Here is a 22,745-nt window from a genome sequence, read left to right as displayed (position 1 = left end):
CAGCAGTCTACGCTGCTGGTGAATAACGGGTTTTAACAGGTTTAACTGTGTTGTCTGCGTCGCTGTCCAAGGAAAATAAACAGCAGCAGAATAAAGGCTGGTATCCATGTTAGTTGTTTTGGCAGTCGATCTGCCGGAACTTCCATACGATGAATCTGCCAGTCAAAATCAATGCCGACCTTCTGAGCCTCGCTGTTGAAGTCCACCATATCAATGACCAGATCATCCCCATCAATCAGAACTTCTAGCCCCATGTTGCGGAAACGGTCATCAGCGGTGGCCTGATCGCCAGCCGGGAGGATAACCATCTGGTTAACCTGCTTACCTTCCAGCGTTTCACCGGCTACCCAAAGACGCGCATCAGCCTGATCTGGCAGTGCTTCAACCTGAGCTACAATGCTACTGCCTTCATAGGTTTCATAGGGAGGGTAAACCTTATCCCACCAGAAGTCTGGTCTGAACAGGGTGAAGGCAATCAGCAGCATGCCCAGCGTTTCATACCAGCGGTTTTTGACTAACCAGTGGCCCTGAGTTGCGGTCGCAAACACCAGCATGGCAGCAATGGCACCAAAGACGACAATCGCCAGTTGTGGAATGCTGCCAACGCCGATCAGCAGTAACTCCGTATTAAAAATAAACATAAATGGCAGAACGGCGGTTCGGATATCGTAAGTGAAACCCTGAATACCGGTCTTGATAGGGTCAGACTGTGCGATTGCCGAAGCGGCAAAAGCAGCCAGACCAACCGGGGGAGTATCATCAGCCAGAATACCGAAGTAGAACACAAACAGATGGACAGCAATAAGAGGAACGATCAGTCCATGCTGTGCGCCCAGAGTAACGATAACCGGAGCCATCAGGGTGGACACAACAATGTAGTTTGCCGTGGTTGGCAGGCCCATGCCCAGCACCAGACAGATGATTGCTGTAAACAACAGCATAAGAATGATGCTGCCGGCAGAAATCCACTCTACGAACTCTGTCATTACCAGACCAACGCCGGTCAGAGTAACCGCACCCACAACGATACCGGCGGTTGCGGTTGCAACACCGATGCCGATCATGTTTCGGGCCCCGGTCGTCATCCCGTCAATCAGATCGAGAAAGCCTTCTTTCAGGTGAGTGGTCGTTTGTTCCTTCCGGAAAAGATCAATGAGTGTTTTATGGGTCAGGGTGATGAAAACCATGACCAGGGTTGCCCAGAAGGCCGAGAGGCCAGGAGAGTAGCGTTCAACCGTGAGGCACCATAGTAAAACCACCAGAGGCAGCAGATAATAGAGCCCCCGCTTGATGGTTGGTCCAGGTACCGGAGTGCTACGTATCTCATCTTCAATATTATTGATGAGATCAGGCTGTTTAGCGGCCACTTTCAGAAGCACCAGGTAACTGGCCAGTAATGCGAGCGTAATGATCCAGAGGGCATGCTCTCCCATGTACTGTCTTGTCCAGCCAACACCATAATAGACACCGGCACCCAGCAGGCAGAGCCCGGCAAACGAGCCCGTGAATGACATCAATGCCTGAGTCTTTGTGCGGGTAATGCTTCTTGGCAGTCCCTGCATGCCCGCTTTCAGGGCTTCCAGGTGGACAATATAAAACAGGGCTATATAGGAAATGGCGGCGGGTAAGAGCGCGTGGCGAATGACATCAATGTAGGAAATGCCGACATACTCAACCATCAGGAACGCCGCAGCTCCCATAATAGGCGGCGTCAGTTGCCCGTTGGTTGAGGCGGCAACCTCAATGGCACCTGCCTTGTGAGCGGGAAAGCCGACACGCTTCATCAGAGGGATGGTGAATGTTCCGGTAGTTACCACATTAGCGATGGATGAGCCGGAAACCACACCGCTCAGGCCTGATGAAACCACCGCAGCCTTGGCTGGCCCACCTTTGAGGTGGCCCAGAAGAGAGAATGCCACCTGAATGAAGTAATTGCCCGCACCGGCCTTTTCCAGTAGTGAACCAAACAAAACAAACAGGAAAACAAAGCTGGTGGATACACCCAGGGCAACACCAAAGACACCTTCAGTCGTAATCCAGAAGTGTGACAACGCCTTGTTGAGACTGGCGCCTTTGTGGGCGATTACATCCGGCATGTAAGGGCCGGCAAAGGCATAGGTAATAAAAACGGCTGCAACCACCATTAGTGGTGGCCCCAGTGCCCGGCGGGTGGCTTCCAGCAGAAGCAGCATGCCTGCGCCTGCCGTGACCAGGTCCATGGTAACGGGGGCACCGGCACGGGTAGCCAGTTCCTGATGGAAAATATAAAGATAGGCGGCGCAGAAGCTGCCAGTCAATGCAAATAACCAGTCGGTAACGGGAACCTGATTGGAAAATGATTTTTTTCTGGCAGGGAAGGCTATAAATGCCAGGAAAATGGCAAAAGCGAGATGAATTGCACGAGCCTGGCCATCATTAAAAATACCGAAATTGAAAATATACGGCAGTGGTGATGCATTCCACAGTTGGAATAACGACCAGCTCAGGGCTGTACCCAGTAATACCAGTCTGGATTTGCCTATTGGTTGGCGGCCACCCTGTTCGGACTGGTTAACCATTTGTTCAGCAGAGCTAGTGGAGTCTGCTGTCGGTGAATTGTTCAGCTTATCGCTGTTGACTGCTTCCATAATGTACCTGTTGTCATTGAAGTTATGCGCATTCCTTTTGGAAGTGATGCATCCTTCATTCGATGGCTCATGGCCTTATGTCAATGGGGGAGGCGGTATATGAAGCCTATGATCCCAACTTCTAGACATGAACTGCTCAGCCATTTTGTACAGCTGGATCTTCGTTGGAATTCCTCGCAATAGCCCCGCTATTACTCGTCATTCTGCCTTGCCAAGTAGTCCAAAATGGCATGCTCGATATCATATTTAGAAGGCGGAATTGGTATACAGAAGACGACAGTGCTTCCCCGTGCAGCCCTTTGACCCGTGTTGGGAGAGGCTGTAAATGTCACCATGCAGAATTCAGGCAGCACTCTGAATGATGACAACCTGCATTTGGGAAGGTGCTGAGACACCTTCCCGGGTATGGGAAAGGATTTAGAGAAGTCCTGCTTCCTGATAGTAACGCTTGGCACCTTCATGAAGTGGGATGCTGAGGCCGTCAGACACCATCTCTTCTTTCTTCAGGGTGCCAAAGGCCTGATGCAGTTTCTTGAAAGTGGACAGATCTTCAAATACGGCCTTGGTCACCTGGTAGACGGCTTCTTCGCTGGCTGCAGTGGAGGATACAAAGGTTGCCGCAACACCGAAGGTCTGAACGTCCTGCTCGTTGCCATTGTACATGCCGCCAGGGATGGTTGCGGTGCGGTAGTAGGGGTTATCTTCGATCAGCTTGTTCACTTTGTCACCGGCAACGGTCACCAGTACGGTTTCACAGGAAGTGGTTGCTTCTTTGAAAGATCCGGATGGATGGCCAACGGTGTAGACAAAGGCGTCAATCTTGTTGTCACAGAGTGCTTTGGCGTGCTCTGCTGCTTTCAACTCAGAAACCAGAGAGAAGCTGTCGTGTGTCCAGCCATACACTTTCATCAGCTGTTCCATGGTGCCACGCTGGCCGGAGCCTGGGTTGCCAATGTTGACGCGTTTCCCTTTCAGATCTTCAAATTTGCTGATGTCAGCATCTTTTCGAGCCAGAATGGTGAATGCTTCCGGGTGTACAGAGAAAATCGCCCGCAGATCTTTGTTAGCACCTTGCTGTTCGAAGGCGCTGGTTCCGCGGTAAGCATGGAATTGCCAGTCAGACTGGACGATGCCCATATCGAGCTCACCGGCACGGATGGTGTTCAGGTTGTAGATAGAACCACCTGTGCTTTCTACAGAGCAGCGGATACCATGCTCTTTGCGCCCCTTATTCACCAGACGGCAGATAGCACCGCCGGTTGGGTAGTAAACGCCGGTTACACCACCGGTACCGATGGTGACAAACTGCTGGCTGGATGCGGCGGCACTGGCGGTGGAGGTAATAGCAGCAAAGCCTGCCCCCAGAATGGCAAGTCCCAGTTTCTTAAAAATGGTCATTGTCAGTCCTCTTGATTTGAGCTTTTTTTACCATGGATATGAGCAGGTGTTGAACATCAGATCTGGTGTCCTGGGTCAGTCACCCAAACCATTCTGATCGCTTCTGAACCGTACTTCTCGTTCATGGCTGTTATGTTCAGTCCGGACAGCATTTCCATGTTGCCCGTTCCCCTGACTGAGTTGATTCGCTTACCGTTGATGGAAAGCGCAGGGATTTGCCTGTCAGGTTGTTATCTTTGCACGTAACAACCTGCTGAAGGTGAGCGATAGTACCATGTTTGAGGGTTGATTTCTTTGATTTTTGTCTATTGATTCTCGGTAACTACCTATGATATTGCGGGGAGTTTGTCAGTTTGATTGTGCGCAGCATTTTTTATACTTCTTGCCACTGCCGCAAGGGCAGGGATCATTTCTACCCACATTTTCTGTTTTGATCAGTGCCATTCCGGGATAGACAAAATACCAGCGTCCTTCCTTTTTGAGGAAAGATGAGCGTTCGTGGTGGACTTTTTCAGGGCCTGAGAGTGACTCTTTAAACCAGGCTTTGAATTCAACAATACCTGTCAGGTCAGATGCTATACCCGCTTCAGTGTCAACAATCTCCAGCTTTTGCCATAGCGTTCCGGTCGATTGCTGGTAAATTTTCTGCTGTATGATTCTTTCCTGCTGTCCGGGGTGTGTTGTTTCAATCAGGTATTGAATGTTTCTTAAGGTGTACGCTGTATAACGGGAGCGCATTAATGCCTCTGCCGTTGGGGCAGGCTTTCCTTGAATATAAGGCTGACAGCATTCAGTGAATGATCTTCCAGAACCACAGGGGCAATTTGAGAGGGGGGTGGACATGGTAACTACCCAAAAATGGCATATTTAAAGAGTGTGAACAAAATTTTTAAGTTGAATCGTCAATACTAACCTAATGCCGCAAGGGGTATGAAAATAAATTCGATTTCTTGATTTGTGTCAATTTACCAGAGCAATAAATGTCATTATTCTCGCTAGGTAGAAATACCTATCTATAAAGAGATTAACAGAAGTTGCATAAATATTAATGGAAATCAGCGCGGACGAAATTGATGACCTGCTTTTTTGGACACTTCAGCAGAGCTGGCCTGTAGAGCAACATCTGGTTGCTTTTGCCTCACAGCAGATTGGTTATGTAAATAATGAAGGAAACTGTGGTGTGCGTTACCCCGGGTCAGACATTCATTCCTGTCTGTTACCTGGACAGGTGGCTGTACATCATTGGCGCCATGGTGATTATCTGGCGATCAGTGAGGTCGCTTATTTAGATGCGATGAAGCAATTCCTGAGTGACCGCGGTGAAGAAGCACTGGCGAATTTAGTGCCGTTTCCCGAGTCACGCCGTCGAGAGCATCTGTTGCTGGATTTATCGGGTGCTTCAACCGTTTCTATGCTGGTATCTTCCTTGAAAAATCAGTTGGGTCTTTTACATAGTGGCATGGGTATGTCTGGTATTGAACAGACGATGTTGGATGATCGGCTGTCCAACATGCCCAAAAACTTGATTATAGAAGGGATGGGTTTTGTTGAGGGATTTTTGCCCGCAACCTGCAATGAGTTAATGGACATTATTGCCAGTTATCGCAGTGCTTTTCCTGACCGCATGGTGATTATTCGGGAAGACAGTCCTTCCGGAGAAGGCCAAAGTATTGTGCAGCTCTTTTAACGCCTCTCGTATTGGCTTGTGGCATCTACCGCTGTGAAGCTTGTCTAAATTCGATACAATCCAGTCAGAATATCTAATTTGGAGTTACTGGATATACTGGAACTCCCTCCCAGAGCGATTGGCATTGTGCTTGACGAACCCCAGAAGAGAGCCATCCAGAAAGCGTACAGTGCTTTTTTGGAAAGTAAAAAGCTAAAGGCCCGACCGGGGCAGAAACAGATGATTGCCGAGATTGCCCGTGCGCTTGGTGATATTAAAACCGATAGTGAAGGTCGCAGAATTTCTGATCCCTCCGTTACGGTTCTTGAAGCCGGTACGGGTACCGGAAAAACGGTAGGCTATGTGTTACCTGCGGTGGTCATGGCTCAGGCAGCGAAAAAGCGTCTGGTCATTGCCACGGCTACAGTGACCCTTCAGGAGCAGGTCATCAATAAAGATCTGCCAGACATCATTTTAAAAACCGGGCTCAAATTTTCTTATACGCTTGCCAAGGGACGTGGGCGTTATGCCTGTCTGAGTAAGCTGGACAGGTTGCTTCAGGAAGAGGAAGCGACCGCCTCGTTAATGGATATGTTCGCCTACGATGGTTATACCCTGGAAAATGATCAATCCTCACTGGCGCTATACCAGAGTATGCTGGAAGCATTTGCCGCTTCCAAGTGGGAAGGCGACCGGGACAGCTGGCCAGATGCCCTTGAAGACCAACAGTGGCGAACCATTACTACCGATCACGCACAATGCAGCGGGCGTCGCTGTGGTTATTTTCGACAGTGCCCGTTTTATAAAGCCCGTGGTGATCTGGAGCATGCCGATGTGGTTGTTGCCAACCACGATCTGGTGCTGGCCGATCTGGCGTTGGGAGGTGGTGCGATCCTTCCCGAACCCAAGGATGCTATCTACGTGTTTGACGAAGGTCATCACCTGCCAGACAAAGCTATTGATCACTTTACCTGTCAGTCCAGAGTCAAGGGAACGGCAAGCTGGCTTGAGAAAGCCGGACGACATCTGCAGAAAATTCTGACCCAGCAGACACTGCCCGGAGAGCTGGGGGAATTGCTGGAGCGGATTCAACCGGAGTTTGATGCCTTGGTGAATGCCCTGGGTCATACCCGGGAGATGCTGCACAGCATTGCCCAGTTTGAACCTAAGACGCAATTTACCACTCACGGGGAAAGTCAGGTTGCTTATTATCGCTTTCCGGAAGGTGTTGTGCCTGAGCCGCTGCGGCAGCAGGCTGAACGGCTGAAAGCCGGTTTCAGTAAGTGCAGCGGCATGCTGGAAAAGGTTGCCAAAGCCCTGGACGATGCAATGGATGGTGATGTTCCGGGTATTGACCGCTGGCAGGCGGAACAGCTCTACCCTGAAATCGGTGGTATGCAGTCACGGATGGAGAGCCATTTTCAACTCTGGCTGACTTACACCATGAAAGATCCTGAGGGTGAGCCGCCGTGTGCACGCTGGTTGAAATGGACCGAAGGTTCTTTTGGAGAAGAGCTGGAGGTATTCAGCAGTCCGATCATGTCGTCCATGACGTTATGGCAGACTCTGTGGAATCCTGCTCATGCGGCTATTGTTACCTCGGCAACACTGGCCGCACTGGGCAGCTTTGGCCGGTTCCGGATGCGTTCCGGAGTACCTGCAGAGTCACGCTGTGTCGTGGTGCCCAGTCCATTTCTTCATGGTGAGGCGGCTTCTCTGGTAATACCAGCCATGGCATCCGACCCGCGGAATGCGGAAGAGCATACCGGTGAGATTATTGAGCTTTTGCCAGAGCTGCTTTCTGGCGATGATCGTCCAAAAGGGATGTTGGTACTGTTTTCTTCCCGCAGGCAGATGAAGGATGTGCATTTTGGTCTGAATGCTGAATGGCAGGAGAAAATTCTGCTTCAGGATGACTATTCACGGCAGGAGTTGTTGAAAAAGCATCGTCAGCAGATTGATGATGGCAAGGTCAGCATCCTGTTTGGTCTTGCCAGCCTGGCAGAAGGGATTGATTTACCCGGTCATTATTGCGAACACGTTATTATTGCCAAGATTCCTTTTGCAGTACCTGATGACCCTGTGGAAGCAGCACTTTCTGAATGGCTGGAAGCCCAGGGACGGAATCCGTTTATGGAAATTACCGTACCGGATGCGGCGATCCGCCTGATACAGGCTTGTGGTCGTTTATTACGAACGGAGCAGGATCGTGGCCGTATCACGATTATGGATCGACGGCTGGTTACTGCCCGATACGGTCAGATGATTATGAACTCTCTGCCGCCGTTTAACCGGATTATCGAGCCGGCCTCGGCAGTTATGATGAGATAAACAGGCTGAATTAACACAGGTAAGGTCACCATGTCTGTACTGAACCATGCATTCGATGAGCTGGATGTCCATACGCTGTATCAGTTGCTTAAATTGCGTGTGGATGTTTTTGTTGTTGAACAGACATGTCCTTACCCGGAACTGGATAATAAGGATGTACTGTCGTCTACACGTCATATTTATTTGAAGGAACAGGATAGTATCGGTGCTTACGCCCGCTGCCTGGCTCCGGGTGTTTCTTTCGATCAGGGGTCAGCAATTGGTCGGGTGGCTGTCGGTCTGGACAGTCGAGGGCATGGCTATGCCAGGCTGATTATGAAGGAGGCCATTACTACCTGTCGTCAGCTGTGGCCGGGTAAACCGGTAATGGTGTCCGCGCAGGTATATCTGGTTGGGTTTTACCAGAGTCTGGGCTTTCAAATGCTTGGGGAGTCTTATGAAGAAGATGGCATCCCTCATCAGGATATGATGTTACGGTAAGTTGTGTTTTGGGAAGTTTCAGCTTTTCCTGCTGACTTTTATTGTTCCAAACTATACTGGTCTGGCATTACTTGACGTCAAAAACAGAGGAGTTTTGACATGAAGTTATGCCAGTCGCTGAGCGTGTGTGCTCTCACCATTGGTTTGTCGTCTTTTGCCCTGGCTTTTGAGAATGCCAACTGCGGCAGTGCAGATGACTGGCCTTCGCACCATTTATGCTGTTCCCAACCCGGGGCTTCAGAAAACTCCATCTGGGCCGCTGCGCCAGGTAGTGGCTGGCATTGTACCTATCAGCAGCGTTCAAACTGCGGTGCAAGCACCCACCTGTGGGATAATGATGGCAAGTATGTAACCAGCGATACTATGTATACCTATTGCTGGGCCAGGGGGCAGTCCTACCCAGTGTTTGATGGAAAGCCTGTTCCCCCCCCTGAAAAACTGGATGATGAAACCGGACTGGCAACTCATCAGTTTGAGCATTAAGCCTTACATTGACTTCTTTTTATGAACACAGTTATTTCATTGCTTTTGAAATGACTGTGTTTATGGACATTTTTTGGATTTGCACCCAGGGGGGGCGTATCTCAGGATACTGTTTGATCTTTCGTCTGGGTAAGCAGGTCTGGTAAATACCCATATCAAATAATCCAATAACTCCTGGTTCCCTGACTGAGGTGTAAGGAACTCTTGGAACTTTTGCTTGTCAAAAGGGCTGGAAATTTAAACAAACGTTAGTTTAATTATTGATTACCCTTTGGATGAGTCATTGTTAATATGAAAAACAGGGTGTTGCCAGGCTTTTTATTGTTGTTTTCTGTTGTCGCCCTGGGGAATGTGGGTTCCTTCCACTTTTCATCTGTTTATCTCGATGATGATAAAAGATCGCACTTTCAAGGGTTTTATAACGAAGTGCTGCGCTTTATTTCAGCGGATCAAATGGACCATTTGATTCATCAGGAAATAATGCAAAAGCCGGAATCAACCGACCTGCAGGTTTATCGAAATGTTGCAGGAAGGATGTCTGAGGTGAACCCCGGTGTTTTTGAATCACTCAAGCTGGCAAAAAAGGCACTGAATCATCAAAGGGAAGTACTGGGATATCAGACAAAAGTGTTGATTCCTGAAAAGTATGAGATTGATGGTTATCTTGAAATCGGTACGGATGGAACTTACATCAATACTCTGCAGGACAGCTTCCCTGGTGGGTTTACGGGGCGGGTCTTTATGCTTAATGACAGGAATCCCGGTGCTTTTGATATTGCTTCCTATGTTAAAAGAGGTGCTCTTTTCCCAAATTATCAATTTATCCCCTCTGATAATTTCTCACCGATCTCTGAGGCAGATATTCCAACGGAAAGTCTCGACCTGGTAACGATGTATGTGGGGCTGCATCATACCCCGGTAGAAAAACTGGATGGTTTTCTGGAGTCGCTGAACCGAATACTCAGAGTCGGAGGTGTATTTATCCTGAGGGATCACGACCTGGATGACATCAACGAGAGTTATGTTCATCTTGCCCATATGACGTTTAACCTGGCAACTGGTGTGGCGGTGAACGATGAGGTCAATGAATATAGAAACTTTCAGCCCTTGCAGTACTGGATTGATCTGGTGGAACGACACGGTTTTACGGTTCATGCCGGGCGTATGAAACAGGAAGGAGACCCCTCGGATAACACTCTGCTTCGTTTCACCAAAACTACCGCTACAGACCTTGTTAAATTGCAGCAGAACATCCGTGAAAACCAGCTTTACCTGAGGGCAGAAGATCAATCGATCCTTACCGTTCCTGAATGGTGGATTGTCTGGAATTCTCAGGATTATGCCCAGTTTGTTCAGAATAGTGGCTCCTGGCACTTCCCTTATTTTAAAAGTATTGGGCTCTACTGGTGGGTTTATCTGAAATCTCTGGTTAATACTCAGGGAGTGAATGTTGGGTATAATTTTATGAATGCATTTTTAGGTGTTATTCAGGGAACGGAATATGCCGTCAAAGGTGCTGTTGATAAAACATGGGTTCGTAAAAAACAGACAAATCCATATATTGCCAGCATTCAAAATGAATATGCGCACTATATAAACCATACCCCTTTTTATGAATTTCCTTATCAGCAGAAATACCGGGAATTTAATCAGAAAAATCATGAGAATGATTCAGAAGCAACTTTATTCAGGACAGAGTATTGGCTGAAGTCGTATATGGCTCCACTGCTTAAGGCTGGATCTGGTTCTACCTATGGTGAAGAGTCCGGGACGATAGGAATGATTGTTTATGACCCTGCTGGTGGGCTGGTACAGAGTGATGACAGGATTGACGTTGTTTACTCTTCTGGTGATTATCACGCCCTAAAGGTACCCAGATATCAGCCATTTACTGAAATTATTCTGAATCTTGTCCAGAACTCTGTTCATATTGAAGAGGTGGCAGGTAATCAATGGATTGTTTTGGCTATCGAAACGCAAGGTAATGAGACAAAGTCAATATGTTCTGAATTAATAGGGTGTAAAGAGCTGTTCTCTTTCAATTCGGTGATCGACAGCTGTATCAAGCGGGCAATTATCAAGGTAGAGCTGGGTACGATGGGTGACATGGTCAGACAGGTTAGTCAGCTTGATGGTTTTTCTATTAAGCACATTTTTGACTACTAATTATAAGCTGCAGGTGTTGGCTGTCATGTCTACCAGAAAACCATTCGAAACAGGCTTCAAGCCGTTTTTACTGCTTACTCTGCTATTACTGGTAAAAAACAGTGTTGCTATGGAGCTGGCCTCTGCCGGTTCAGCCTGCGCTCAATATATTTATTCTGATAGTGCTGGTTACCATGACGATAGACTCAAAGGCGTTCATTACGCCTTGTTCAATTTCATTCTGCCCGAATCTGATGCCTTTTCCAGTACCATTCGGCAGGCTCGGTGCCTGGTCAGGGAGAGATCGTGGGAATATGTCCGACAGAACCGTAATATTCTACAGCAGCTTGAGTTCCTGAGTGTTTCTGAAACCAGTCTGGTGCCGGAAGATCTGCAAAAATCCTATCCGGAGCTGATGACGTTTGGTTTTCAGGAGATGAGTTATGATCGGCAGGCCAGCTTTCTGATGGATTTACGGCGTCATGCGGATAATGATATTCGACGACTGGCTTTTGAACTGCGTAAAACGTATATCAGTCTTGCGTATTCCAGTAAGTTGCCTGATGGGAAGTCACTGTCTGAGTTGATATCAGGGATTGATACAGCAACTGCCGTCAGTAAAGAGGTGGACTATCTGCTTCCTGATTCAAAGCTGACTTTTGATAATGGGGTTATCCGACACCAGAGTGGAGAGATTGACTACCTGGTTATTGGCAGTGGTCCTGCAGGGTCACTCATCGCCTCCGAACTGGCAAGGTCAGGAACCGAACTTAATATTGTCGTTGTCGAGGCTGGCCCCTTTGTGAAACCCGGTAGTCGTGATACGACATTTACCCCGGAACTGATTGAATCTGCCAATCTGAGAACCAGTAGTGATGGGAGTATTGTGATTCGCAATGGTCAGGCCGTGGGAGGTGGAACCGCCGTTAATGTGGACCTGGCTTTTTCGCCAAGGTTGCCGGCTATTGAGAGAAGGTTTCACCAATGGATGGATAATGACTGGGTGAGGGAAGACCTGTTTAATGACTCCCGGGTGGACGCGGCATATCAGTGGGTCATGGAAAAACTTGGTACCAGAAAGCCTGCTATGGATGAAGTTAACCAGAATAACCGGATTCTGCACAATGGCGCCCTGGAAGAAGGCTTGGTTCCAGAACGTTATCACCTTAACGCTCGAACTTCTGAGGGTGGGCAGAATAAAATCTTGAAAGTATCTGCTGTCGATGCTTTTTTAAACCCATCACTGCGAGGTGATTATCACAACAGAGTTTCGATTATTCCTTCTGCCCGCGTTACCAGAGTGCTAATGGATGGCTCAGGTCAGAAGGCTGAAGGCGTTCAGATAACCTTTCAGCTGACGTGGGATGACTGTGGTGTCCTCAAAGACCCCAATGAATTTGCTGCAGAAACGGGTACAGTGGCAACCATTCAAGCCAGAAACGTGATTTTATCTGCAGGCAGCCTGGGTTCCGCAGAGATTATGCTGCGAAGTTTTCCTGATCACCCTCGGGCAGGGAAAGGCATTGTGCTGCATCCTTCCATGGGAATACCCGCGAATTTCCACTTTCCGGTAAATAATCATGAGGGGATTTCTGCTTCTGTTTATGTGCCATCGAGAACGGTTGAAGATGGGTATTTTTTTGAAGCCATGTCTGCTGATGCTGCCTTTGGTGCATTGCTGCATCCGGGTAGCGGTCGGCAGATCCTCAGTATGGTGGAGAATTTTTCCCATTACGGTGGGTTTGGAGTGATGCTGGTTGATGAGCCAGAAGATAATAATCGTATTTTTATTAACCCGGAAACGAATGAAGTGGATATTTTCTATGAACTCAGTGATGACTCGATTAAACGATTCAAGGAAGGGCTGAAAATCGGTATCAAGATTGCTTTCAAGGCATCCGCAGAAAAAGTGGAACTGCTTTCCAGTGAGTCACTATTGTCGGACGAGGCGACTTATTTTCCCTTGTTGGATATCAGTCAGGTTGAAACAGCGGTTAATCGCATGACATTGATGCCGAATCAGAATTTTCTTTCTTCTGCTCATCTGCAGGGCAGTAATAAAATGGGCAATAATGCACAAACATCGGTGGTCTCAAAAAATTTCAGGGTCTGGAACCAGAAATCAGGTCAGGAAATTTCTAATCTCTATATCGTGGATGGCAGTGTTTTTCCGACATCCTGTGGAGCTAATCCGATGCAGACTATTTATACCATCGGAAAATTGTTTGTGGACGGGGTTATCAAAAATTCGCCTGTTTTACTGCCCTGAGTGCCGATCTCATTTATCCTTTATCTGCTGTTGCTTTGCTGCTGCAGCATAGGATGGTTTTTAAGACTTTGAAGCTTCTCTATTGTGGTAATTTGGGTTTTTAATGCATCGATACTGTTTTTAAGCCTGTCACGGTTCTCTATTGCTGATTTGCATAGAGTCGATGCTTTCTGATATTTTTCTTTGTGTCTGGCGAAATCGGAGGATCTTAATGCTTCTTGAGTACTGAGGCCTGCCTGTTTGGCTGCAATTAATAACTCCTTTCCAGCAGCTTTCCTTTTTTCTTCCGTTGCTTCTACTCTGGAGTCTCTCTCCTTTAATTGTGCTTCGAGTGTTTTCAGGCTGCTGTTTAATGTTATCAGAGCTTCACTCTGAGAAGCGGTTGTTGGCAATCGAGTATCAGCAGGGACTTGCCTTGCAGTGCGCTTTAATAAACTAGTATCTTTTACACTGAACGTTGAATCTTTCGAGGAGTAAACACGGGCTTTGGCTTCAGTTTTGGAAATATTGCCAAGGTTGGGTGTGTTTGCTGGTTTTTTGAACAGCTGAGGCCGTTTTGCTGTTTTCTTTTGCACCCAGTTAAGTGCAGATCCGGATCCACCAACTCCATTGGCCATAATACTTCCCTAGTATCGATCATCAATCCTGATAATTATAGTGTAGGCTGCACCTCGTCTGGGTGGTATTAAAAGCTGGCCCAGGCAGAGCCAGCCCGGAAAATCAATGAATTAACGGGTTGCCTAAGGCTTCACATGCACCGGTCAGCCCTGGATTGTCGTGAATAATCAGGTGGGTTGGGATAGCTGCCAGATAGTTGACCATTTTGTCGTTAATTTCGAATGATGCTCTGAAATCCGATTGAGCAAAAAAATCAGGGAAGCGTGGGATAATACCGCCAGCAATATAAACGCCCCCCTGGGCACCAGCAGTCAGTGCCGCATTACTGGCAGCCCTGCCCAGCAGTTCGCAGAAATGCAGTAATGTCTGTTTGCAGAGAGCCTCTCCACTCATGGCCTGTGCAGTGATTTCATGATTTTTGAGTATCTGTGTTTGACCTGACAATGTACTGTGGGCTTCATACAGCAGCTCAATACCAGAACCACAGAGTACCGATTCCCAGGAAACATAGCCCAGCTTCTTTTGAAGAATACTTAAAATTTCATTGTCCATGGATGAAATGGGAGAAAATGCGGCATGTCCGCCTTCCCCAGGCAACGGCAGCCAGTGGTCACCTACCTTTTTCAGTGCAGCAACACCAAGACCCGTGCCTGGTCCGATAATCAGTTTGGTAGCACCTTCAATAGCCTCTCCATTGCCAACCTTGATCAGAGCGTTTTCAGGCAGGGCCGGCAGGGCAAGCGCCTGGGCAGTAAAATCATTGATGACTTTGAATGACCGCAATTTCAGTGTGTCTTTCATTTCAGACTTATTGAATGCCCAATGGTTATTGGTCATTTTTATCGTCTGGCTACTCACAGGACAGGCAAAAGCCATGCAGGCATGATCCACGGCTACCTGTTGAAGCGTCAGGTAGTGGCTGACTGCATGGTCGAGGTTTTCATAATCATTACAGGCCAGCACCTGTACAGAGTCTGATTGCAGCTGGCCGCCCAGTGAGAGTGCAAATCTTGCGTTTGTGCCACCGATATCAGCTACCAGTGCCATTGAGTCATCCAATAAGGTGTCATGAGACATAATGAAGCGTGCTCAATCTGTTATGTAACCAGAGCAGAAACCCCTTTGTATCAGTGTCCAGGTCGGTACGTGGGGCTTTATGGTTCCGGTTACGGGTGAGGGTGAAGTAATGGGCAGGATTTTACCTTACTGGCGGGTAAAGGCGTAGTTTGATGTCATGACATGAGTCAATGCGCGGGGATGCATTCTTTGCGATCTCGTGGCGGTAATTCCACTTGTCAGTCACAGGGCCTGTTGAACTTGTAATACCACCGTCACAGGTTCCGGAGTCTGAGCATCGGAGCAATTCCAACCAACAGGCTATTGTTGTAGAATCGCTCAGTTGTATTACAGGTTCTGGTAATGGCCTTGCAGAGGTCGGCCAGCTGTTTTTCATGGGCAGCCAAGTGCTGTCATCTCCATTCCCATTGTATTTCCAGAGCCGTCAGTATTGGTCAGCTCTTGATGGGACTATGCAGTATTCGAGTGTTGGTGCCATGTGCACCTGACAACAGTGAGTGATATAGGGCAATGTTTGAAGTCAATCCCATTAAGGAGCGTATCAAGGACCTGACAGCGCGTACTGACGTGCTTAGGGGGTATCTTTGACTACGCTCACAAAAGTGAGCGGCTGCAGGAAGTAGAAAGGGAGCTGGAAGACCCGAACGTCTGGAATGATCCGGAGTACGCCCAGAAACTGGGTAAAGAGCGCTCCACCCTGGAAGCGATTGTTTCTACCATTGATGAGCTGACCAGCGGTCTGGGAGATTCAGAAGAACTGCTGGAAATGTCGGTAGAAGAAGAAGACGAAGATGGTATCCAGGGCGTTGTGGATGAGCTTGATGAGCTGGCCCAGAAACTGGAAGTGCTTGAGTTTCGTCGTATGTTTTCCGGTGAGATGGACCCTAACAGCGCCTTTCTTGATATTCAGGCCGGTTCCGGGGGAACTGAGGCTCAGGACTGGGCCAATATGCTGTTGAGAATGTACCTGCGCTGGGGTGAGGCCAACGGTTTCAAAACGGAAATCATTGAAGTCTCTGCCGGTGAAGTGGCAGGTATCAAATCAGCAACGGTTCAGTTTATCGGCGACTATGCTTTTGGCTGGCTGAGAACTGAAATTGGCGTTCATCGTCTGGTTCGCAAGTCACCGTTTGATTCCGGTAACCGTCGTCATACCTCCTTTGCTTCTGTCTTTGTTTCTCCTGAGATTGATGACAATATTGATATAGAAATCAATCCGTCTGATCTTCGTGTCGATACCTATCGCTCCAGTGGTGCAGGCGGACAGCACGTTAACACCACCGACTCGGCGGTTCGAATTACCCACGTGCCAACTGGTATTGTTGTACAGTGTCAGAATCAGCGTTCCCAGCATCAGAATAAAGACAAGGCTATGCAGCAGCTGAAGGCCAAGCTTTATGAAATGGAGATGCAGAAGAGAACGGCGGAGTCTCAGGCGATGGAAGATTCCAAGTCGGACATCGGTTGGGGTAGCCAGATTCGCTCTTATGTGTTGGACGACTCCCGTATTAAGGACCTTCGTACCGGGATTGAAACCCGTAATACTCAGTCCGTGCTGGATGGTGACCTGAACAAGTTCATTGAAGCGAGCCTGAAAAAAGGTCTGTAACATGGGAGCCTGCGGGACAGCTTAAGTTCGGCAGGCTCCAAATGACTCCGGATGCATACTGTCTCCGGTATTGGAAGAATATCTTATGTCTGAAGAACATCTATTGTCAGAACAGGTGCAGGAAGAAAAGGCTGCTGAAGCCCAGGAAGAAAACCGCCTGGTTGCCCTGCGTCGGGAAAAGCTGGCGGCTATTCGTGAAAAAGGGGTGGCATTCCCGAATAAATTCCGCCGGGATTCGCTGGCTGGCGATCTTCAGGAGCAGTTCAAAGATCATGATAAGGCTGCTCTGGAAGGCCTGAACCACCGCGTTAAAGTGGCTGGCCGTATTATGCTGAACCGTGGCGCGTTCATGGAACTGCAGGATATGTCTGGCCGTATCCAGCTCTATGTGAATCGCAAGCAGTTGCCGAAAGAGACTCTGGATGCGATCAAAACCTGGGATCTGGGTGATATTATCGGTGTAGAAGGTGCTGTTCAGCGCTCAGGTAAAGGTGACCTTTATGTTGATATGAGTGCTGTTCAGCTACTGACCAAGTCGCTGCGCCCATTGCCTGAAAAGCATAAAGGCCTGACTGATACCGAGCAGCGTTACCGTCAGCGCTACGTTGACCTGATTACCAGTGAACAGTCCCGTGAAACCTTCCAGATCCGTTCCAAAATTATTCAGGGTATTCGTAACTACTTCCTGGGTCAGGACTTTATGGAAGTTGAGACGCCGATGCTGCAGGTGATTCCGGGTGGGGCCACGGCCAGACCGTTTGTGACTCATCACAATGCGCTGGACATCGATATGTATCTGCGTATCGCTCCGGAACTGTATCTGAAGCGCGTTGTCGTTGGTGGTTTTGAACGGGTATTTGAGATTAACCGGAACTTCCGCAATGAAGGGCTGTCTACTAGACATAACCCGGAATTCACAATGATTGAATTCTATCAGGCTTATGCGGATTACACCGACATGATGGATCACACTGAAGCCATGCTGAAACAGCTGGCTCAGGATGTTCTGGGTAAAACTGAGTTCGAGTACCAGGGGCAGATGATTGATTTTGGCAAGCCGTTTGCGCGGATGTCGGTTTTTGAGTCTATCTTGCATTTCAACCCGGATCTTGATGCTTCTGATATAGACAACCTGGAGTCAGCGACACAGGTTGCAGGGAAACTGGGCATTGATGTGAAGCCGATCTGGGGGCTTGGCAAGGTTCAGATGGAAATCTTTGATGAAACGGTCGAGCATCACTTGCTTAACCCTACCTTTATCACAGATTACCCAACTGAAGTTTCGCCTCTGTCCCGTAAAAATGACGACAACCCCTTTGTTACCGAACGTTTTGAGTTCTTTGTAGGGGGTCGGGAAATCGCTAATGGCTTCTCTGAGTTGAATGACTCAGAAGACCAGGCAGAGCGTTTCAGACAGCAGGTAGCTGAAAAGGATGCCGGGGATGATGAGGCAATGCATTACGATGCAGATTATATCAATGCACTTGAATACGGTCTGCCTCCAACAGCCGGAGAAGGTATTGGTATAGATCGGCTGGTGATGCTGTTTACGGATGCGCCGTCAATCAGGGATGTATTGTTGTTCCCGCATATGCGTCCTCAGTAGATATTGATGCCGGGAGTTATTGTGTATAAGTTTGTACTGGCCAAATATTTGAATCGACGATGTAGATTATCGTTTACATAAGGTATGTGATTATCTACCGTTTGGTTGCAGTATTAGCAATTGCATACTTATCTCAGTTACTTCCTGGGATGCTGATATTTCAGGATCTATGACATGAGCAGGCCTAGCCTGCTCATGTAGTATCTGAGGTGTGGAACCTGAATTTGAGTTGATGCGCTTTGCTGGTGAAGTCAGGAAGTTGCCAGTCGCTCTGCCTAATCGGCCTGTATAAGTATATGGGGAATACTGCCAGGTATGGCGGTCTGATAATCCTGAATAGTTGCAGGGCCGGTTTTCAGACGTATGGTTGGTTTCTGTACTAAGATGCATGTTCAAGCGATGGTACTGGACGAACGCTATAAAACAATCAGGCAACTGTAAGGCAGTCTTAATATGGTTTCAACAATGGATTCCTCATCAGAAGGCATGAAAAGCTCTGGTAAGCACGTCAGCGGTATGGAATTGAAATATCAGGGGCGAAAAACCAGTCGTGCCAATAGTGAACAGCGTCGTCGTACAATCCTTGAGGCGGCATTAAGAATCGTTGTCAGAGACGGAGTCAGGGGAGTCCGTCATCGTGCTGTTGCTAAGGAAGCCAATGTTCCTCTTTCTGCAACCACCTATTATTTTAAAGATATTACTGATCTGATTACCGATACCTTCACTCTGTTTGTTGAGATGGGGGCACAGAAGTTCAAGGCATACTGGGAAGAGTCTGACAGTATGCTGAAAATAGCCATGAAAGAGCTCGTTCCATCAGACAAGGCAAGTCGTCAGATATTTGCTGATCGGATCAGTGACCTCGCAATTGAGTATGTTCTGATTCAGCTTAAAGAGCATCGTGACTACCTCATCGCAGAGCGTGCTTTCCAGCAGGAATGTCTGCGTAACGAAAATCTGAGACCCATCGCTTTCAGCCACCAGAAATTCTTCCTTGATAGCCTCGAAACATTCTTTTCAAAAATCGGCTCTAACCATCCGGATATTGATGCTGAACTGTTTGGTAGTATTATTCTTCATGTTGAGTACCAGGGGTTAATTGCAGGTTTTGAAGACGAAAGAACAGCTGACAGGCTCAGGGTAATGCTTAAGCGTCAAATAGAGTTAATGCTGGGTATATATAATTAGGCGTTTTTCGGGCTTAAGATTCTGCACGGCACTTTCAGCTCGTGCAGTCATGTGGCAATAAGTTCCAAAAATCTCTGCCTCTCGCGATAGCCCGCTATTCTCCTTGGAGGCAGGAGTTTTCATATTCAATTTCTCGTGAGCCTCGCTGGATACTAAAGCCCGATAATCTACCTGAAGTGTTGAACCAATAGTACAAACAGGCCGCCTGTCTTCCACAGGCGCCCCCGGTGGATCTGAGTGCTCACGTCTTTCAAGTCATTGCAACAACGGCAGAAACAGCCTGGCTCGTATAGTTATCGCCTAACATCGTTGAACCAATACATCAGCAATTGTTCGCCTGATGGAAGATGACTTTTCGAGCCAGATTTGTGAGCCCCGCTGGGTTAGGAATAGAGTTAATGCCAGAGGATTGGGAATTCGAGCATGCCCACAGTGCTGTTGTGGTCGGAGATAAACATCTGGGAAATGTCCAGCTCTTCCATGAACCCAAATACTAAAATTGCACTTGAAAGACTGGTCTCGTTGGTATCACTGGATGAGGCCTGATCAAGGATGTATTTCTCCAGCTTCCCTCTATCCAATGACATTCTCTGTCTGGTGATATCTTCTGCGAAACTTTCCTGAAATACCGAGCCAATACCGGTTATTTTTACCTTATCTTTCTTTAGTTCTTTGCGAATAATGACGGGTGTTCTGCGGGCAAGATATCGTGCAAAGGTGATACCTGCTTCGAGTTCTTTGGTTGATATGGGGGGCAATGAACCCAGAAAATGCGTTGGTTTGTTCTGGACAACTTCCTTCAGGTATTCCATGAAGGAAACAGAACCAAAATCACCTTTGTGGGCAAATGGGCCAGTTTTGGGATCCGAGATAATCAGCTGAAAGCTCTCTTTACCTATATCCCAGACAACGGGGGTTTCAGAGTGATCTGTTACCATGAAAGCAGAGAAAAAATCCATTCTGTCCTCCTCTTCAGGGGATAGAATTCGAATATCAATGCCTGTTGTACGCCGTATTTTCTGTACCAGCTCTTCGGCGTTGTGTGCCTCCCTGAAGATGTCAGTGGCAATGGCTCTTACTTTAACTGCCTTGAAATGTTCCTGCCGGGTTCGCAGTTTTTGAAAGAGCTTCTGAGCTTTTTTCAGCATAGAGCTGCTGAAGAAGCGGTTGTCGCTGGATGACAAGTCATCGTAGAAACCCGCTTCCAGTGAACCGTAATCAAGGTGGCGGTATATTTTGTCGGTCTTTTTATTTACGTCTGCGATGGCGAAGTGAATAGTATTTGCATCAATCTCAATGGCCATCCTGCGTTCGAGTTTTGCTATGGCTGATTGACAGATAAAAAGAAGGGCTACTACAGCGGAGACTCTGATAAATACTTGATTAAAAAATTGCATTGTATTGAAGGCGATCCATGACGAGGGCTGAATACTTTGGTTGTTATTAGTAAAGGTGTTGCTGTGCTAAAGTGCATTGGCTGGCAGAGAGTGTAGTTGGCTCTTATGCGGTTGGAGGTAAGTTATTTGTCAATATCATTTGAGCAATAGGTCAGAGGTAGGGTGATGCCAGACATCAAATTGGAGTCTTCCTGGAAAGCCATGCTCCAGGATGAATTTACCAAAGAGTACATGCAGACCCTTCGCAGCTTTCTGCAACATGAAAAGGCCCAGGGAAAAATGATTTACCCCAGGGGGGCGGAATACTTCAGGGCTATGGATCTGACACCTTTTGAACAGGTTAAAGTGGTAATTCTTGGACAGGATCCGTATCACGGGCCAGGTCAGGCTCACGGGTTGAGTTTTTCAGTACGCCCGGAAATCGCCATTCCTCCATCGCTGGTTAACATGTATAAAGAGCTGGAGTCAGATTTGGGAATTCCGCCAGCCAGTCATGGTTTTCTTGAACACTGGGCCCAACAGGGGGTGTTACTTCTCAACAGCGTGCTGACTGTCGAGCATAAGCAGGCGGCCTCTCATCAGGGTAGGGGGTGGGAAGTATTCACTGACCAGGTTGTCACGGCTTTGAATGAACAGCGAGAGCATATTGTTTTTATTTTGTGGGGCAGCTATGCACAGAAAAAAGGGCGGTTTATCGATACCAGTAAACACCTGGTTCTGAAATCGGTACACCCCTCACCGCTTTCTGCTTATCGAGGCTTCTTTGGCAGCAGGCCTTTCTCAAAGAGTAATGATTATCTGCGCAGTCATGGAATACAGTCCATAGACTGGCAACTGCCACCCGTAAATTAACTGGTGATATTTTGTTCTATTAATGCTGTACATAGAACATTGGTTTATGTAAGATCCACGCCACTGAATGAAGGCGGAGTTTTAACGTTAAACCCAATGGTTCTTCAGTACATACGCGCTCGTAGCTCAGCTGGATAGAGTACCTGGCTACGAACCAGGCGGTCGGAGGTTCGAATCCTCCCGAGCGCGCCATATCAACGGCAGTTTATCTGCCGTTTTTTTATACCTGAAATTTGCTGTTCCCTCCCTGCGCATACTGTATCAATTGAACTTTCGAACGACGTCGCCTGAGCCCTGTGGGCATGGTGTTGGTGATGTAGGGCCAGTTCTGCGTTGTAATGACTCGCGATAACCGAGGCAACAAACAGGTCTGGTATTGCTCATCAATCCGCGCAGCTCTGACATCGACTTCACCCGGTTGTTCGAAGATACGATGAGTACACAGCCGTATTCTTGAGATCAGCACTGCTTGATGCTCTGATTAACTCAAATAGTCAGGATTCCCTGTTTCGTTTTCTTGGATCATGGTTACTGCTCACGCTTTTGATGACGTTAAGAATTGGCCCAGCCAGTCTATGTTTCGCACAGTCTGTTGGCTTATAAAGGCATCGGAATGCCTGAGCATTTGGTTGGCAGTCTGGGAGAAGTCGGCATGTTGGCCTGAGTATATAGAGTAGCGTTTAAGGAAATGAAACCTGGTACTTGGGTATTTGTTTTACTGGATCCGTAAAAACCGTATTTGACTCAACCCAATGAAATCTCTATAGTTTGCCTCCGTTGACGCAGGGCGCTCGTAGCTCAGCTGGATAGAGTACCTGGCTACGAACCAGGCGGTCGGAGGTTCGAATCCTCCCGAGCGCGCCATTTTGAAACGGTGAGGTGGCCGAGAGGCTGAAGGCGCTCCCCTGCTAAGGGAGTATACGGTTTGTAGCCGTATCGAGGGTTCGAATCCCTCCCTCACCGCCATTTATCTTTTCTAACTCCTTGATTTCCCTTCCT

The 22,745-nt window shown here is 47.9% G+C and carries 16 protein-coding genes and 3 tRNA genes; 13 read left to right on the top strand and 6 right to left on the bottom strand.

The window, feature by feature from the left end:
* Positions 1–41: 41 nt before the first annotated feature.
* The 3 genes from AK963_RS02310 to AK963_RS02300 form a co-directional block, all read right to left on the bottom strand.
* Positions 42–2,627, bottom strand: a complete 2,586-nt coding sequence (locus AK963_RS02310; RefSeq protein ID WP_139117202.1) for a TRAP transporter permease — start codon at positions 2,625–2,627, stop codon at positions 42–44.
* Between the two features lie 417 nt (positions 2,628–3,044).
* Positions 3,045–4,025, bottom strand: coding sequence for a TAXI family TRAP transporter solute-binding subunit (locus AK963_RS02305; protein ID WP_066013784.1), 981 nt, complete (start codon positions 4,023–4,025; stop codon positions 3,045–3,047).
* 348 nt (positions 4,026–4,373) lie between these two features.
* Positions 4,374–4,868 (bottom strand): YchJ family protein, encoded by a 495-nt coding sequence (locus AK963_RS02300; protein WP_083232402.1) that lies wholly within the window; start codon positions 4,866–4,868, stop codon positions 4,374–4,376.
* A 205-nt stretch (positions 4,869–5,073) separates the two neighbouring features.
* Here AK963_RS02300 and AK963_RS02295 point away from each other — a divergent pair, with 205 nt between their 5' ends.
* From AK963_RS02295 to AK963_RS02270, 6 genes are all read left to right on the top strand, one after another.
* Positions 5,074–5,712, top strand: a complete 639-nt coding sequence (locus AK963_RS02295; RefSeq protein WP_066013780.1) for a hypothetical protein — start codon at positions 5,074–5,076, stop codon at positions 5,710–5,712.
* A gap of 78 nt (positions 5,713–5,790) precedes the next feature.
* Positions 5,791–8,022 (top strand): ATP-dependent DNA helicase DinG, encoded by a 2,232-nt coding sequence (gene dinG / locus AK963_RS02290; RefSeq protein WP_238593620.1) that lies wholly within the window; start codon positions 5,791–5,793, stop codon positions 8,020–8,022.
* Between the two features lie 30 nt (positions 8,023–8,052).
* The gene (locus tag AK963_RS02285) at positions 8,053–8,502 is read left to right on the top strand and encodes a GNAT family N-acetyltransferase (protein ID WP_066013778.1); all 450 of its coding nucleotides are present in this window, start codon (positions 8,053–8,055) and stop codon (positions 8,500–8,502) included.
* A 99-nt stretch (positions 8,503–8,601) separates the two neighbouring features.
* Complete coding sequence (locus AK963_RS02280) at positions 8,602–8,985, top strand: hypothetical protein (protein WP_066013777.1); 384 nt, start codon at positions 8,602–8,604, stop codon at positions 8,983–8,985.
* A 291-nt stretch (positions 8,986–9,276) separates the two neighbouring features.
* Complete coding sequence (locus AK963_RS02275; RefSeq protein ID WP_066013774.1) at positions 9,277–11,151, top strand: class I SAM-dependent methyltransferase; 1,875 nt, start codon at positions 9,277–9,279, stop codon at positions 11,149–11,151.
* Positions 11,152–11,176: 25 nt separating this feature from the next.
* Complete coding sequence (locus tag AK963_RS02270; protein WP_066013773.1) at positions 11,177–13,399, top strand: GMC family oxidoreductase N-terminal domain-containing protein; 2,223 nt, start codon at positions 11,177–11,179, stop codon at positions 13,397–13,399.
* 20 nt (positions 13,400–13,419) lie between these two features.
* On the opposite strand, the gene AK963_RS02265 is transcribed toward AK963_RS02270, so the two are convergent.
* Together AK963_RS02265 and glk are read right to left on the bottom strand one after the other, a co-directional pair.
* Positions 13,420–14,016, bottom strand: coding sequence for a hypothetical protein (locus tag AK963_RS02265; protein WP_066013771.1), 597 nt, complete (start codon positions 14,014–14,016; stop codon positions 13,420–13,422).
* A gap of 103 nt (positions 14,017–14,119) precedes the next feature.
* Complete coding sequence (gene glk / locus AK963_RS02260; protein WP_066013769.1) at positions 14,120–15,094, bottom strand: glucokinase; 975 nt, start codon at positions 15,092–15,094, stop codon at positions 14,120–14,122.
* A 510-nt stretch (positions 15,095–15,604) separates the two neighbouring features.
* On the opposite strand from glk, the gene prfB reads away from it, so the two are divergent.
* The 3 genes from prfB (at position 15,605) to AK963_RS02245 (ending at position 19,497) form a co-directional block, all read left to right on the top strand.
* Positions 15,605–16,703, top strand: a protein-coding gene (gene prfB, locus AK963_RS02255) for a peptide chain release factor 2 (protein ID WP_139117200.1) whose coding sequence is annotated in 2 segments (ribosomal slippage) — positions 15,605–15,679 and positions 15,681–16,703 — 1,098 coding nt in all. Because the reading frame shifts where the segments join, the coding sequence is not laid out codon by codon here.
* 85 nt (positions 16,704–16,788) lie between these two features.
* Positions 16,789–18,309: a lysine--tRNA ligase gene (gene lysS / locus AK963_RS02250; protein ID WP_066013765.1), complete on the top strand. Its 1,521-nt coding sequence runs from the start codon at positions 16,789–16,791 to the stop codon at positions 18,307–18,309.
* Positions 18,310–18,774: 465 nt separating this feature from the next.
* Positions 18,775–19,497 carry a TetR/AcrR family transcriptional regulator gene (locus tag AK963_RS02245; RefSeq protein ID WP_066013823.1) on the top strand — a complete coding sequence of 241 codons (723 nt, stop codon included), beginning with the start codon at positions 18,775–18,777 and terminating at the stop codon, positions 19,495–19,497.
* 395 nt (positions 19,498–19,892) lie between these two features.
* Here the strand turns inward: AK963_RS02245 and AK963_RS02240 are convergent, their stop codons facing one another.
* Positions 19,893–20,801, bottom strand: coding sequence for a Ppx/GppA phosphatase family protein (locus AK963_RS02240; protein WP_175404416.1), 909 nt, complete (start codon positions 20,799–20,801; stop codon positions 19,893–19,895).
* 258 nt (positions 20,802–21,059) lie between these two features.
* Here AK963_RS02240 and ung point away from each other — a divergent pair, with 258 nt between their 5' ends.
* From ung to AK963_RS02220, 4 genes are all read left to right on the top strand, one after another.
* Positions 21,060–21,746, top strand: a complete 687-nt coding sequence (gene ung / locus AK963_RS02235; protein WP_066013760.1) for a uracil-DNA glycosylase — start codon at positions 21,060–21,062, stop codon at positions 21,744–21,746.
* A gap of 115 nt (positions 21,747–21,861) precedes the next feature.
* Positions 21,862–21,938, top strand: a tRNA-Arg gene (locus AK963_RS02230).
* A 595-nt stretch (positions 21,939–22,533) separates the two neighbouring features.
* Positions 22,534–22,610, top strand: a tRNA-Arg gene (locus tag AK963_RS02225).
* A gap of 9 nt (positions 22,611–22,619) precedes the next feature.
* Positions 22,620–22,712: transfer RNA gene (locus AK963_RS02220), tRNA-Ser, on the top strand.
* The last annotated feature ends 33 nt before the right edge of the window (positions 22,713–22,745 follow it).

It is taken from the genome of Endozoicomonas atrinae, from assembly GCF_001647025.1.
GTDB lineage: Bacteria > Pseudomonadota > Gammaproteobacteria > Pseudomonadales > Endozoicomonadaceae > Endozoicomonas > Endozoicomonas atrinae.
This window is presented reverse-complemented; position numbering and strand designations above follow the sequence as displayed.

Coding starts and splice junctions, on each gene's coding strand:
- AK963_RS02310 (WP_139117202.1), bottom strand. CDS start 2,627: ATGGAAGCAGTCAACAGCGATAAGCTGAACAATTCACCGACAGCAGAC.
- AK963_RS02305 (WP_066013784.1), bottom strand. CDS start 4,025: ATGACCATTTTTAAGAAACTGGGACTTGCCATTCTGGGGGCAGGCTTT.
- AK963_RS02300 (WP_083232402.1), bottom strand. CDS start 4,868: ATGTCCACCCCCCTCTCAAATTGCCCCTGTGGTTCTGGAAGATCATTC.
- AK963_RS02295 (WP_066013780.1), top strand. CDS start 5,074: ATGGAAATCAGCGCGGACGAAATTGATGACCTGCTTTTTTGGACACTT.
- AK963_RS02285 (WP_066013778.1), top strand. CDS start 8,053: ATGTCTGTACTGAACCATGCATTCGATGAGCTGGATGTCCATACGCTG.
- AK963_RS02280 (WP_066013777.1), top strand. CDS start 8,602: ATGAAGTTATGCCAGTCGCTGAGCGTGTGTGCTCTCACCATTGGTTTG.
- AK963_RS02275 (WP_066013774.1), top strand. CDS start 9,277: ATGAAAAACAGGGTGTTGCCAGGCTTTTTATTGTTGTTTTCTGTTGTC.
- AK963_RS02270 (WP_066013773.1), top strand. CDS start 11,177: ATGTCTACCAGAAAACCATTCGAAACAGGCTTCAAGCCGTTTTTACTG.
- AK963_RS02265 (WP_066013771.1), bottom strand. CDS start 14,016: ATGGCCAATGGAGTTGGTGGATCCGGATCTGCACTTAACTGGGTGCAA.
- glk (WP_066013769.1), bottom strand. CDS start 15,094: ATGTCTCATGACACCTTATTGGATGACTCAATGGCACTGGTAGCTGAT.
- lysS (WP_066013765.1), top strand. CDS start 16,789: ATGTCTGAAGAACATCTATTGTCAGAACAGGTGCAGGAAGAAAAGGCT.
- AK963_RS02245 (WP_066013823.1), top strand. CDS start 18,775: ATGGATTCCTCATCAGAAGGCATGAAAAGCTCTGGTAAGCACGTCAGC.
- AK963_RS02240 (WP_175404416.1), bottom strand. CDS start 20,801: ATGGCCATTGAGATTGATGCAAATACTATTCACTTCGCCATCGCAGAC.
- ung (WP_066013760.1), top strand. CDS start 21,060: ATGCCAGACATCAAATTGGAGTCTTCCTGGAAAGCCATGCTCCAGGAT.